10 protein-coding genes, 1 tRNA gene and 1 riboswitch are annotated in these 13,881 nt (G+C 39.6%); of the genes, 7 read left to right on the top strand and 4 right to left on the bottom strand.

The annotated features are described in order from the left end of the window. Window positions 1-34: 34 nt before the first annotated feature. From FC093_RS16800 to FC093_RS16790, 3 genes are all read right to left on the bottom strand, one after another. Complete coding sequence (locus FC093_RS16800; RefSeq protein WP_137262964.1) at window positions 35-2,098, bottom strand: LruC domain-containing protein; 2,064 nt, start codon at window positions 2,096-2,098, stop codon at window positions 35-37. Between the two features lie 733 nt (window positions 2,099-2,831). Next, window positions 2,832-2,903: transfer RNA gene (locus FC093_RS16795), tRNA-Met, on the bottom strand. A 48-nt stretch (window positions 2,904-2,951) separates the two neighbouring features. Beyond that, entirely contained in the window at window positions 2,952-3,665 is a 714-nt protein-coding gene (locus FC093_RS16790) for a head GIN domain-containing protein (RefSeq protein WP_137262963.1), read from the bottom strand. Between the two features lie 159 nt (window positions 3,666-3,824). Next, window positions 3,825-3,931: riboswitch (TPP riboswitch) on the top strand. A 72-nt stretch (window positions 3,932-4,003) separates the two neighbouring features. On the opposite strand from FC093_RS16790, the gene FC093_RS16785 reads away from it, so the two are divergent. The 4 genes from FC093_RS16785 to FC093_RS16770 all read left to right on the top strand — a co-directional run bounded on the left by FC093_RS16785 (window position 4,004) and on the right by FC093_RS16770 (window position 9,766). Next, a complete protein-coding gene (locus FC093_RS16785; protein ID WP_137262962.1) occupies window positions 4,004-6,466 on the top strand; it encodes a TonB-dependent receptor in 2,463 nt (820 codons plus the stop codon). 351 nt (window positions 6,467-6,817) lie between these two features. Further along, window positions 6,818-7,696, top strand: coding sequence for an NAD kinase (locus FC093_RS16780; RefSeq protein WP_137262961.1), 879 nt, complete (start codon window positions 6,818-6,820; stop codon window positions 7,694-7,696). A 65-nt stretch (window positions 7,697-7,761) separates the two neighbouring features. After that, on the top strand, window positions 7,762-8,667 hold the full coding sequence (locus FC093_RS16775) for a DUF6089 family protein (protein WP_137262960.1): 906 nt from the start codon (window positions 7,762-7,764) through the stop codon (window positions 8,665-8,667). A 289-nt stretch (window positions 8,668-8,956) separates the two neighbouring features. Further along, window positions 8,957-9,766, top strand: coding sequence for an energy transducer TonB (locus tag FC093_RS16770; RefSeq protein ID WP_137262959.1), 810 nt, complete (start codon window positions 8,957-8,959; stop codon window positions 9,764-9,766). A gap of 212 nt (window positions 9,767-9,978) precedes the next feature. Here the strand turns inward: FC093_RS16770 and FC093_RS16765 are convergent, their stop codons facing one another. Continuing rightward, window positions 9,979-10,725: an RDD family protein gene (locus FC093_RS16765; RefSeq protein WP_137262958.1), complete on the bottom strand. Its 747-nt coding sequence runs from the start codon at window positions 10,723-10,725 to the stop codon at window positions 9,979-9,981. 65 nt (window positions 10,726-10,790) lie between these two features. Between FC093_RS16765 and FC093_RS16760 the strand changes: the two genes are divergently transcribed. The 3 genes from FC093_RS16760 to FC093_RS16750 are packed head-to-tail and all read left to right on the top strand — an operon-like array spanning window position 10,791 to window position 13,880. Continuing rightward, window positions 10,791-11,765 (top strand): stage II sporulation protein M, encoded by a 975-nt coding sequence (locus FC093_RS16760; RefSeq protein WP_137262957.1) that lies wholly within the window; start codon window positions 10,791-10,793, stop codon window positions 11,763-11,765. A gap of 4 nt (window positions 11,766-11,769) precedes the next feature. After that, complete coding sequence (locus FC093_RS16755; protein ID WP_137262956.1) at window positions 11,770-12,645, top strand: DUF4129 domain-containing protein; 876 nt, start codon at window positions 11,770-11,772, stop codon at window positions 12,643-12,645. Next, complete coding sequence (locus FC093_RS16750; protein WP_170971127.1) at window positions 12,642-13,880, top strand: DUF4350 domain-containing protein; 1,239 nt, start codon at window positions 12,642-12,644, stop codon at window positions 13,878-13,880. Before FC093_RS16755 ends, FC093_RS16750 begins: the two co-directional genes overlap by 4 nt. Window position 13,881: the final 1 nt, after the last annotated feature.

Below are 13,881 nucleotides of genomic sequence, written 5' to 3'. Positions count from 1 at the left end.
GAGCAGCTCTTTATATGTTGTATCAATCTGTTTATTATTTATGGTAGATGTAGTTGCTATTGCGGTAGCCAGATATATTTGCGTACCAATCTGCATACTGCGTGCCACCACTTTGCGCCCAGGTAAGAAAGTTTAAATAAGCTTTAGAAATGTTGTCCGTTTCGGTAGGATAATCAAAATCCTCAACAAAACTTAAAGCCCAGGGCCAGTTTTGCGCACTTAAATAATACCTGTTATTTGATACACTGGAATTGTCCTGACCAGTACCAAACAAAGTTTTGTCAGCTTTGTCGGTAGGTTTGCAACCGGCTAAGTGCACTTCATAGCCACGACGCTGGTTACTGATAAGGAAAGGATTGTACATACCTGCAGATAGCTCGGTGCTTGTTAATGGCGAAGTAAAGCCGATATATACATGTGCAGTATCTGCACTGGCGTATAACGCCCCTGTAGCCACATTTAAAAAACCTCCGGAAGGATACAGTGCACGGGTATCATCAAAAGGAATGATTACTGCATTGGTTTGTCCTGCTTCGGTACCATTGGCATTGCTGGAGATGTAATTAGCTATCAGTTTTTGCCCGGTTAATGTCTTTACTTTGCTGGATGCAACAGGTAGCTGCACGCCAAAGCCATTGATAAAGGTAGCTCCAATAGCACGTACAGCATAATCACCATACATCTCAACCGTATTGTTTTGTGCGTTTTTGATGTATTTATAGCGATAGCCTACTACCATATCATTCAAGTCGTAGTCACCGGTGGAAGGCCAAAGGTCTTCGAAGGAAAGAGTGCCCCAAATGCTTTCCGCAGGGTAGTACTGAATATAAGCACGGGCAGGATCAGTAGGGAATTTGTCATTCAGATCTGTTACACCATCTCCATCCTTGTCGTTCGGCTTATCAATAGAATTTACATTTTCTGTTGAGATAGCTTCTACGGGGTTGGAAGTGGTATAAAAAATCAGATCATTGAAGTCGTTATCACTGCCATCACCAGTACGTGTTTGGTCCTCAAAGCCGGTAAGAAATAATTTGTTTACGTCATCGTACAACAATACGGCATGTCTTGTCATTGATGAATTTGTTTCTGTTGTATTCAAATTATCATGTGTAAAAAATTTAACTGCATTGGTATTTATTTTCCTGTTATTTGCATTCCAGGCATCCTGCAGCAATACAAAGCCAACTGATATGCCGGGGTTAAAACGACCTAAATATACCTTATCACCTGAACGCATAGCACCACCTGAGCCGGAAAGAGATGCATTCGGCAGAATGATATGAATAGAGTCTATATCTGCCTGGGTAGCAGGAGGATCATTGGTAGGATAAGTATAATAGCCTAAAGTGTTGTAATAGCCTGCACCTTCACTTACAAATGTAACCCACACATCTGCTTTCTTTACAATATTGATGTCATTCACTGCACCTGCATTTAGATAATCAGGATGGTAGGTGGGTACTGGCTTTGCTTCCGGCAGCGAAGTATTAATGTAAGAAAGCAAGGTTGATGATATAATATCCGATGGACTTACCAGATTGGTAGGGCGCCCATTTACATCGTAAGGAATATAATCATATTTGGTAGAAGTAGCACCTCTGCCAGTTATGCTTCTGCCTGCTGTAATATTGCTTGCAGTTAATGGCTCCTGGCTATCGTTAGTTACAATATCGCCGCCAAAGCCACTATTGCCGCCAATAACACCTACAATGCTGCTGCCATTAATTACAGCTTTGGCATTGTGTATTAAACCGATATAAGAGGGATCTATGTACAAAGTATTCAGGTAAGCAGGAATGCTAACAGTAGCTTTCACCGAACCATCGCGGCCACTTAATACAGACAGCAATGATTTATCATCTTTACCTGCAGGTGATGAATACACGTTTACCAATACACCTGATATTGGCTGGTTATCGTTTGTAAGCAGTTTTATATCAATAGCTACTTCTTTGGAGGTAGAAAAATTGAAACTATTGGGAGCAATTTTTTCTGTCTCCGGCTGATTAATCTCAGGACTTCCTGATTCTTTTTTGCAGGAAACAATAAGGGTAATGGCAGATCCAAACAGGAGTGCTGCATAATACTTCTTCATGATATTGATTTTAAAAATAGAATTGGCTTTTCTTACAATTATTCTGTTTAATGGATAATGTTTACTAAAAATGGCAGATACTGTATAAGCTAATATTTAGTTATTCGATATTGAATTCATATGTACTAATACTGTTTGCCAATCATTAACGTGCCAGTATATTTCCTAATCTAATGCCAATATTGATATTAATTGAAAATGAATCAGTTATACAACCACATAGTTAGCCTTGAAATCTATTATTGGGAAAATAGTTGCAAAATGAGAAATCAGTTGCTTATAAAAGGGACTATATAGCATTTGAATGGAGAATAAGCAAAACTATACATTAGCTGCTGCTTTATTTATCTTGCAGCAGCTAAATAATTGATTTTTAAAACATTAACCTTTTTATCATTGCGAGAGGCGAGTTTAAACTACCGAGCGCCTCTGGCAGATACTATCCGGGCAGGTTACCATTGTAAGAAATGCGTGCGAATCTCCTCTCTGTTGCTTTCTATGTTCAACTCTTTTTCTCTCCATGGATTTTACTTTAGTTTAAGGTATTTCTGTTTGCAACAATGTTCAGGGGATAAATTTTATAGTCCAACTTTTAGCACCTAATTCTATGAGCTAAAAACTTTTATAAAATTGGAGGGAAGCCTATGAAAATTTTATTGTATTTAGGAGAATGAAGAATATACACAGTGTATCTAAAATAAAAAGCCTCACATCTGTGAGGCTTTTTATTTTGTTGCGAAGGATGGGTTCGAACCACCGACCTTCGGGTTATGAGCCCGACGAGCTACCGCTGCTCTACTTCGCGATTTGGGTTGCAAATATACAACTGTGCAGCCAATACTCAAAACTTATTTTAATCTTTTTTCCTGATGGTACTGCCGCCGCTGGTATCTACTCTTTTAATAATACCGCTCCCTTTATAATTCACAATACTGCCACCGCTTGCATCGGCACTCAGTTCTTTATTTACACTCACATTTATAATAGACCCGCCGGAAGCATCGGCAATGCAGGTTTCTACCGTTGCATCAAAACCGTTTAAAATAGCACCACCGCTCGCATCTACAGAAGCACTGGTAAAAGCACCTTGCAGGTTGGCAATGCTGCCACCACTCAGATCAAGGTTTAGATTATTGCCTTTAAATTCACCCGTGATAATGCTGCCGCCGTGGCATTCAGCGTTCAGGTCATTTACATTGATCGGGTCCACTGCTTTACCTATAGAGCCACCTGAAAATTCAAGGCTGTTCAATTGAGTAACGGTTACATACGCTTTTATTTTTTTATTGCCCCAGTTCCAGTTATTCCACATACCGGCATCTACATAAATCCGCAATACGCCATTCTTTACCTCTGTTTTTATTTTACTTACATACTTTGGGTCTTCGGCGCTTACGGCTACCGCCTGCTCGGTGCCTTGCGACAAATACACGGTAATGCCACCACCTGCACTCACGCCTTTAAACGCATCTACTTTGCGCACTTCTGCATTGGCATCGTACACCAGGTTTTGTGCTTTGGTAATTAACGCACTCATCATCAACACTATTCCTAAAATATATTTCATACAGTTCTTTTATTTTTAGCAATATAACGTAGCAATCTATAAAACGTTACACAATTTTTCATTTTCCGTACTTAACTTTGCCGACTGTTTTAAAAAGAAAGCCGGACAAATTCAGTAAAGCTTTCAATATAAAACAATGCTTTGATCATTTAATTAAAGCTTCTTATCCCGGGGTGCTGATTGTGCTACTCGCACAAAAAGCTGAGAATACACCCGTAGAACCTGAACAGGGTAATGCCTGCGAAGGGAAGGTGCACTTATCTTTTATACCTGCGCTTCTCCATTAGCAAAAATTTCCTGTTCTCAAAACATTTTTAAAACCGTTTAAAACAAAACGAATGAAAAAATTTTTGGGAACAACAGCAGCCATCTTCTTAGCTGTTGTTGTACACGCGCAAGTAACCGTGAAAGGTACGGTGCAAAACAGTGACAACGCGCCGCTACAAGGTGCTACCATCACATTTATAAACAATGGAAAACAGTTGAGTACTACCAGCGATGCAACTGGTATTTTCACTTTCAGTGATATTCCGGAGAATACGATTGCTGTTGTAAAAGCAACTTACATTAACAAGCAAACGGCGTTACAAAATATTACTATTGGCAACGAAGATATAGCCTTGAATTTTACTTTGCAGGATGTTGCTTACCATTTAGAACCACTGGAAGTACGCTCTACCAGAGCGTCGGATAAAGCACCGTTTACCAAAACCAATCTTACAGAAGCTGCAATAAAGAAAAATAATATCGGTCAGGATTTACCTTTTATTCTGAATCAAACACCCTCTGTAGTGGTTAATGCTGATGCAGGCAATGGCGTGGGCTACACCGGCATACGCATACGCGGCACTGATGGTACGCGTATTAATGTAACGCTCAATGGCATTCCGTACAACGATGCGGAGAGCGGCGGAAGTTACTTTGTAGATCTGCCCGATTTTGCTTCATCGGTCGGCTCTGTACAGGTGCAGCGTGGCGTAGGCACTTCTACCAACGGCGCAGGCGCTTTTGGTGCTACTATCAACTTAAGCACCAACGAATTACATGATAGTGCCTATGCTGAAGCAAACAACAGCTTCGGCTCTTTTAATACCTGGAAAAACACGATACGGGTAGGCAGTGGTTTGTTGAATGATCATTTTACTATAGATGCAAGGCTGAGCCGCATTAGCAGCGATGGTTTTATTGACAGGGCAAAAAGCAACCTGCAATCACTCTATTTTTCTGCTGCTTATATTGATAAAAAAACTTCGCTGCGCTTTAATATTTTTACCGGTAAAGAAAAAACCTATCAGGCTTGGAATGGAGTGCCGCAGGCTAAGTTATTTGGCACAAAACAGGATTTGGAAAATTATTACTACAACAATATTGGCACTTATTATTTTACGCCGGAAGACTCTATCAATTTGTTCAACAGCAACAAAAGAAGCTACAATTTATATACATATCCTAATCAAACTGATAATTACCAGCAGGATCATTACCAATTATTTTTCAATCAATCGCTGAATGATTATTTATCACTGAATGTTGCTTCCTTTTTATCGCGCGGGAGAGGTTATTATGAGGAGTATAAATATGGACAAAGCTATGCGGATTATGGTTTGAATAATTATGTTGTGGGCAATGATACGATTTCAGTAACAGATCTCGTAAGGCAACGTTGGCTGGATAATTATTTTTATGGACAAACCTTTTCTTTACAATACAAAAAACCAACCGATGAAATTACGTTTGGCGGAAGCTGGACAAAGTACGATGGCAAGCATTACGGCAATGTGATTTGGGCAAATGCAGGTATCCCCAAGGACTACCAATACTACAACATGCCGGCATACAAAACAGATGTAAATGTATATGCCAAATGGCTGCATACTTTTACCAATGCATTGAGTGTATTTGGCGATATGCAATACCGCCATGTAATGCATGACATGCGGGGCTTCGAATCTAATCCATCCTTATTCATCAAGCGAACTTTCAACTTTATTAACCCAAAAGCTGGTATCAGTTATACAAAACATGGCTGGAATGCGTATATAAGTTATGCATTAGCCAATAAGGAACCTAACCGCGACGATTTTGAAGCAGGCGAAACCGACCAGCCAAAGCATGAAACATTGAATGATTTTGAAGCAGGCATATCCAACCAAAAAAAGAATTACAACTGGAGTGCAACGTTATATTACATGCAGTATAAAAACCAACTGGTACTTACCGGGCAAATCAATAATGTAGGTGCATATACCAGAACGAATGTGCCTAATAGTTACCGTGCAGGCATTGAGTTGCAGGCAGGTTTAAAAGCAGCAAGCTGGCTAAACATTAGTGGGGGCGCTACTTTCAGCCGGAATAAAATAAAATCGTTTACGGAGTATTTAGATGATTACGATGGCAATTTCGATTGGAAAGGACAGCAAACGATCATACATTATAATACCGATATTGCTTTTGCGCCAAATGTGGTTGCGAATGGCAGTATTGCAATTTTCCCGGTAAAAAATGTAGAAATTGACTTGCTTAGCAAGTATGTAAGCAAGCAATATTTAGATAACACGCAAAGCGATGCTAAAAGCCTGCACAGCTATTTTACAGAAGATGTAAGAGCTATTTATACTTTTAAAAATGTCTTGTTTAAAGAATGGAGTATTGCAGGGCAGCTCAACAATATTTTCAACAAACAATATGAGGCTAATGGCTACACGTTTGGTTACTATTACGATAATCATTTAGTTACCGAAAATTACTATTTCCCAATGGCAGGCACTTATGGAACGGTGAGTGTGAATATTAGTTTGTAGAGGGATTTACCACGAAGGTGCTAAAGAGGCAAAGAATAGGTATAAAAGTTCCGGGCATTGCAAAGTCCCGGAACTTTTTGTATAGATTTCAACCATAATATTACATAAACTATTTTACGAAGCAGCACAAAGAAAATCCTTCAAATACCTGATGACTTCCTGGCTGCCGGTCGGCAGGTTGATGTTCTTTAAGCCTTCGTGGTTTAAAAAGCAATCATCTTTCTTCACACCTTCAAAATTTTTAAATATAAGAGTATCTTTGATATTTAAAGATGGAGGCTATTCATAAAAGCTTACAAAGATTTGTTTTATTGTATGCTTTAGCCTTATATCTGATATTAAAATTACTACATGAAGGTTGCTATTTATAGTCGTGGCCTGGACGACAGGCAGCAAATTCCATTGCTGGCATTAATTAACGAATTGCATAAATACAAGGCGTCCATAGCGGTGTCGGGAACACTGGCCGAGAAATACTGGGATGCCATGTCAGCCATTCAAAATATCACGGTTTTCAACGATAAATCCTCACTGGACGAAACAACTGATTGCCTTATCAGCCTCGGTGGCGATGGTACCATACTCGATGCAGTAACGCTGATTGGCGATAAAAACATACCGATCCTCGGTATCAACTTTGGCAGGCTTGGTTTTTTGGCAAGCATTGGTAAAGAAGAACTGAGCATTGCTGTAGATGCTTTGGTGAATGGCACGTATGTAGCCGATAAACGTATACTCATTCATTTAGATTCCGACCTGCCGCTTTTTGGCGATGCACCTTTTGCATTGAATGAGTTTGGTATTCATAAGCGGGATACTTCGCCCATGATAAAAGTGCATACCTATCTCAATGGCGAGTTTCTGAATTCTTATTGGGCTGATGGACTGGTGGTATCTACGCCTACCGGCTCTACCGGCTACAGCATGAGTTGCAACGGACCAATCGTTTTTCCCGATTCCAGTTCTTTTTGTATCACGCCGGTAGCGCCGCACAACCTCAATATCCGTCCTATTATTGTACCCGACAGCAATATTGTGTCTTTTGAAATTGAAGGACGCAGCGAGCAATTTATCTGTACGCTGGATGCGCGTAAGGAAATTGTTGAAAAAAATATTCAATTAGCCGTAAAAAAGGAGCGTTTTACCGTAAGTCTCATTCGCTTAAACGAAAACAGCTTTTTATCAACGCTCCGTTCCAAGCTTACCTGGGGGCTGGATAAAAGAAATTAATGCAGCCTGCACACACGAAAAAAGCGATACACACGTTAAATAAACAATTGTTTACTTTGCAGCTTATGTATAAGAGTATTTTATTAGCCGGTATTATATGTTTATCAGCCTTCGCCTCCAAAGCGCAGCTATACGAGAGCAATGTACGCCAGGGCGAGTTTGGATTGGCCATTGGTGCTGGTCATTATTTTGGCGATTTGAATACGCGCGCTTCTTTAAACCGACCTAAATTTTCTGCCGGTGCTTTCTATATCAAACAGTTTAATAATTATATAGGATTGAAAATTGCAGCCAATTATGCCCGGCTTGGCTACTCGGATATTTATAGTAAAAATGAAACGCAGCACCGCCGCAACCTGAGCTTCAACAGTAATATTTGGGAGTTTTCTGCAAGCGGACAGTTCAACTTTTTCCATTTTATGCCAGGTGTAGATGGCTACAACTTTACGCCGTATGTGTCGTTGGGCATCGGTATTTTCTCTTACGATCCGTATGCTTATCTCGGTGGCAACAAATATTATCTCCGCCCACTGGGCACCGAGGGACAAGGCAGTTCTTTGTATCCCGACCGTAAGCAATATGGTACTATAGCCGGCTGCTTTCCGTTATCTGTGGGTTTGAAATATGCACTCACCGAAGGCACCAACATATTTGCAGAAGTAGGTTACCGCTTTACAACCACCGATTACCTCGATGATGTAAGCACCACTTTTGTTGGTGAGGAGCCTTTTGTTTACCCAAGCTCCGATCCTGCTGTTCCGCCGTCTGTGATCGGCCCCGATGGGCAGGTGAATCCCGCTTATTTGTTGTCTGACCGAAGTTACGAAACTGGCACCCGGATTGGCATTAAGGGCCGCCAGCGTGGCAACAGCCAGCAAAAGGATGCGTATGTACTGGCACAGGTAGGGGTATCGTTCAATATTACTTCTTACAGATGCCCGACTGCGAGCGGCAAAAGCGTTAAGTTTTAATACTCATTATAAAACTTTCTTGTAAAAAGAACGGCTATTATAGCCGTTCTTTTTATTTTGGAGTGAGCTAAAGTGGGCATTTGAATTATAGAATAATGTATTAAGCATCTTCAAAGTTGAAAAATAGACGTAAAGTTTAGCAAAAGAATATAGCAGTTACTTCTTAATTAAACACACATTAAAATATATAATATGTATCTTTATGAATAGTATATTTGCAAAACATTTTAATTAATCTCTGATTTATCTGGTTTTATTCAAAAACCAACTGCTGCCACAATCCTCTCACATGCGACTATTATTCATTTTACCGTTCACATTATTATATACATTTTCTTCCTTTGCGCAAAAAGATACTGTTTATACATACTTTGATACAAATAAAAAAGTAACATCAGAGATCAATGCATTTTATGTGAGTAAAACAACAAAAAATGATAATAAATGGCATAAGCAGGTATTTGTAAATAGCAGCGGGAATTTATACATGGATGGCTATTACTCAGATGAAAAAACGCAGGTACCGGATGGTGTAATAAAGTATTACAGGGATAGTGAAAAGCTAACAGATTCCTGCTTTTATATAGATGGACAGCTAAAGGCTAAATACATATTTTATGCAAACGGGCAGGTGAAAGATTATATCTTATTTGCCGATGGTATACACATTGCGGAACAAGGTGGATATACCGAAGAAGGAAACAAGATAAATAATTACATAGTATGGCGCCCGGCTATGTATCCTGATAGCACAACAGGCTGGCAAAAGTATGTAAGAAGAAAAACAAGCTGGCACCTACCTCCCGGTTATTTAAAGGGATTAATGGAGGGTGGTGTGGAAATAACCTTTACTGTTGATACAACCGGCGCTGTTACAAATGCTTTCATCTCTAAAAAATCGGGCTTTATAGATTTAGACCAGCGGGCTTTGGCAATTGTAGAAAAAAGCCGTAAATGGATTCCTGCCGTACAGGACAACCATCCTGTAAGCTCAACACAAAAGCAAACTATTGTATTTGCCAATAACGAACTAAATGCCCAGGCTAACAAAACAATAAGTGTAGGTGCTGACTTTCTTCGTTGGATGGCAGGGTTGTAGTGTACCATGATAATAAAAATGGATCAGACATTCTTATAAAGTGGCTCCAGCTGCCAGGCTTTTGTGTAATTATGCGAGATGATAAGAAAGTACATAAAGACGAAGAAGCGTTTTCAGACCTCAATCTGCAACATAATAAAGCGATCAATTTACGTCCTCCATCAGTCTCATCAGCCTTAAATGCCAGGAAACATCATTATCTGTAAGAAACGTCAGGAACGCTGAATAGACAAATAATTATAATCCTTTAAAATCGTTTCTAAAAACTCTACCGGATGCTGGTATTCAGTAATGTTTAAAGCCGTGCGGATTTTATCGCTCGTGCGCTCGGCAAGCGAATAGTTGCTTTGCTTTCTGCTGGTGTCTAGGATGGTTTTAATAATGTTCATATCTCTGTCGCTCAGCTTTAATACATTGATGTAGCGTGGCTGATAGCTTTCTTCCAGCTCAAAGAAAACAGTATTGCTGATGCTGCTGCTAACGCGGGTTTTAATAACGAGTGTGCCGGCTGCCAGATCGCCCAGCCGTTGTGTTTTTTTGCTCACCAGCATAGCAATTAATGCCGGCAGCAAAAAGAAAAAAACATCAAATGGACGTATAAGCCAGCGCAATAAAAACTGGTATACCGAAGGACGGCTGCCGCTTTCGCTAATGACTCTGGTACCCGCTATTTTTTTACCAATACTTTGTCCATTCATCAGCAGTTCGCTCATTAAGTGATACAGCAAAACCGGCACATACAACAACAATTCAACCGAAGTAAGATTGTACATAAAGGGCAAGCTATTATCTGCACTACTATTGCTTGCCAAATATGTTTCCAACAGTTGCGACACAATCATCAGGTATGCAATCTGGATAGCAAAATCTATGAACCAGCCAAAAAAACGCCGCATGACATCCGCCAGTTCAAACTCCAGTTCTATATTAAAAGAGGTTGGAATCTTTATTTTATCCATTAATCAAACAATTATAGTTTGTTTGTAAAGTAATTAATAATTTCCGTTTTTAAAAAGCGCAGGTTTTGAGAGAGGCTTTATTTATAAAACGCAATAAAGAACGCTGGCAGGAGATAGCTGCCAACGGCGCAAGGCATCCCGATGATACAGCGGAAGACTTTATTCAACTGGTAGAAGATCTGGGCTACAGCAAAACATTTTATCCGCACAGCAGCATTACCCAATACCTCAATACCGAAGCTTCTAAAAAGTACCTTGGTATTTACGAAAACCAGCGCGAAAGCAGCAGCCGTGCACGCTATTTTTTTAAATACACGTTACCTCTTACTATGGGTAAGCATCACCGTGTATTATTCATTTGCTTCTGCCTCTTTGTACTATTTGTTGCCATTGGCTTTTTCTCTGCCGCCGGCGACCAAACCTTTGTGCGGCAAGTATTTGGCGATGCGTATGTGGATATGACAGAAAGAAATATCCAGCAGGGACACCCCTTTGGGGTATATGGTTATGGCAACGAAGTTTTAAGCTTTGCCTACATTTTCATCAATAACATGTATGTATCGCTTAAAGAATTTGCCGGCGGCATTTTGCTCGGTATTCCCACAGTATATGGATTGATGACAAACTCTATTGGCGTAGGTGCGTTTGAATATCTTTTTTATAGTCACAACTTAACCGGTAGCAGTTTGCTTACGATACTCATTCATGGTACACTGGAGTTATCTACGTTTGTCGTTTCGGCTGCATCGGGGTTAGTATTAGCAAAAAGCTGGTTGTTTCCCGGCACTATCAAAAGAATGGATGCGCTGAAAAAAGGTGCAAAAGAAGGGCTGATAATTGCTATGTCTAACTTCCCCATGCTGTTTTTAGCAGCTTTTTTTGAAGGCTTCATTACACGGCATACTGAAATGCCGGCAGCATTAAAACTGTTGATCATAGGCTGTTCGCTGGCTTTTGTAATTGGCTATTTTATTATTTATCCTATTCGTTTACGACAAAAACAAAAGAAGCTTACAGCAGATAGATATGAAGGAAAGTAAGCGAATGAAAAATCAGACGCACATCGCATGGCTAAGCAGATGGGTACAGGTATTAATATTACTGCTTGCAGGTATATTGCACGGCAATGCACAGGAAGGCAGCTCCGCCTACAGTGACACGACCATTACAGATACTGTTACTTCATCGCAAAGTGAAGCGCACATATACGATACCTCTCAAAATTTTTTCAACTGGAAAGAAGAAATAAACCAGCCTTATAGCCAAAGCAAAATACAAAGCCGCGTACGCGCAGATAAAGAAGTCAATAATTTGAAGGAAGAAGATGATTTTTGGTATGTAAAAAGTATAGAAAAATTTAAGTCTTCACCCGAAGTAGTAAAATTCGATAAAGCTCAAAAAGACAGTCTCTCGAAGAATAATAAGGCAACTATAGAAGCTTTTCAGTTTTCCGAAGTACCATCATGGATAGGCACGTTTATGTGGGGTATTATTATAGCCATTTTCTTATTTGCAGTTATCTATTTTTTATTAGTCAATAAAATAAATATTTTTTCGCGCAACAGCAATAACAACGCCAGTTCAGCAGTGGATAGCGAAGTGGTTGATTTGTTTAAAATACCTTACCAGGAGCTGTTGCAAAAAGCATACTCCGAAAAGAATTATCGCCTTGCAGTGCGCATTTTATACCTGCAAACATTAAAGCTGTTAAGTGAAAAAAACATCATCACCTTCCAGGCAGATTATACCAATATGGATTATCTGCAACAGCTATCGCACACGATGTTTTACAAAGATTTTTTTGCCATTACACGGCATTATGAATATGCATGGTACGGTGGCTTTACCGTGTCGGAGCCAGCTTTTTATACTATCCAAAACGACTTCCATACTATTCAAAACAAAATACTGCACCGATGAAGAAATGGATTCCATACATAGCAGGTGCAATATTGTTGATAGCGCTTTCCACTTTGTTGTTGCTGCATAAAGAGCCGCACAAGTTTGATGGTCGTATTACTTTTAACCCGAAAGATAAAATACCTTATGGCACGTATGCAGCGTACCATTTATTGCAGCAGCAATTTCCTAAGGCTGCCATTGAAATAAACCATTATGCGCCTGAGTTGTGGCAAAATCTTTCATTAGATTCTTCCGGCCAGGTATTGTTGATTGTGAATAGTTATTTCAATCCTACAGAAAGTGAACTGGATAAGCTTACTGCATTTGCCCAAAAAGGCAATGCGGTATTTATCAGTTGTTTGCAAATGAACAAAACAGCACGGCTTTTCTTTAAAATACAGCAGGAAGAGGTGTTCAATCCCTTTACCGTAAAGAATGATTACGGCGTTATTAATATGTACGACTCGTTTGCCGTAACACTGGACAGCCGCACTTATACGGTGCCTTTACAGTTTGTATATCCCGGCGTATCGTACAACAATCGCTTTACAAAATACGATAGTTTATTTACCTACCCGCTGGGCTATAATGGAGATGATAAAATGCCCAACCTGCTTGCTATCAATACACAAAAGGGATCTATCTTTTTGCATACGGCACCTATTACATTTACCAACTTTTTTGTGTTATACAACAACAATCATCAGTATTACGAAAAGCTGATGAGCCTTTTTCCTGCCAATACAAAAAGGATTGTGTGGGATGAATATTTTTTGCTGTATAAACAAAAAAACAGGGATAATAAAGACTACAAGGGTTTGCTGTCGGTGTTATTGAGTCATAAGAATTTTTATGATGCTTTTTGGATGCTGATAATATTGCTTGCACTGTATTTTCTTACTGAAATAAAGCGCCGGCAGCGGTTAATACCGGAGTATAACCGTCCTGCAAACGATTCGCTGAAGTTTGTAACAACCATCGGAAAGCTGTATTATGAAAAAGGGGATCATAAAAATTTAGCTGAAAAACTGACGCACTTTTTTTTGGATTATGTAAGAAATAAATACAAACTACCTACCAATGAATTAAACACTGCTTTTGTACAACAGTTATCTTTAAAAACGGGAATACCGGCAGAGGAATTAAACAAGCTGATGGATATGCTTATACATATCAAACTTAGCGACCGCCTTAGTGAGCAGCAACTGTTGCAATACCACCAGCAGTTAGAAAATTTTTATAGTAAAGCATGAA

Source organism: Ilyomonas limi (assembly GCF_005233845.1).
In the GTDB taxonomy this organism is placed as follows: Bacteria; Bacteroidota; Bacteroidia; order Chitinophagales; family Chitinophagaceae; genus Ilyomonas; species Ilyomonas limi.
The sequence above is the reverse complement of the archived record's forward strand: the minus strand, read 5'-3'. Positions and strand labels throughout refer to the sequence as shown.

Bases quoted from the DNA above. Each gene is read 5' to 3' on its own strand.
- FC093_RS16785 (WP_137262962.1), top strand. From the start codon at position 4,004: ATGAAAAAATTTTTGGGAACAACAGCAGCCATCTTCTTAGCTGTTGTT.
- FC093_RS16755 (WP_137262956.1), top strand. From the start codon at position 11,770: ATGAAAAATCAGACGCACATCGCATGGCTAAGCAGATGGGTACAGGTA.
- FC093_RS16750 (WP_170971127.1), top strand. From the start codon at position 12,642: ATGAAGAAATGGATTCCATACATAGCAGGTGCAATATTGTTGATAGCG.
- FC093_RS16775 (WP_137262960.1), top strand. From the start codon at position 7,762: ATGTATAAGAGTATTTTATTAGCCGGTATTATATGTTTATCAGCCTTC.
- FC093_RS16800 (WP_137262964.1), bottom strand. From the start codon at position 2,098: ATGAAGAAGTATTATGCAGCACTCCTGTTTGGATCTGCCATTACCCTT.
- FC093_RS16780 (WP_137262961.1), top strand. From the start codon at position 6,818: ATGAAGGTTGCTATTTATAGTCGTGGCCTGGACGACAGGCAGCAAATT.
- FC093_RS16765 (WP_137262958.1), bottom strand. From the start codon at position 10,725: ATGGATAAAATAAAGATTCCAACCTCTTTTAATATAGAACTGGAGTTT.
- FC093_RS16770 (WP_137262959.1), top strand. From the start codon at position 8,957: ATGCGACTATTATTCATTTTACCGTTCACATTATTATATACATTTTCT.
- FC093_RS16790 (WP_137262963.1), bottom strand. From the start codon at position 3,665: ATGAAATATATTTTAGGAATAGTGTTGATGATGAGTGCGTTAATTACC.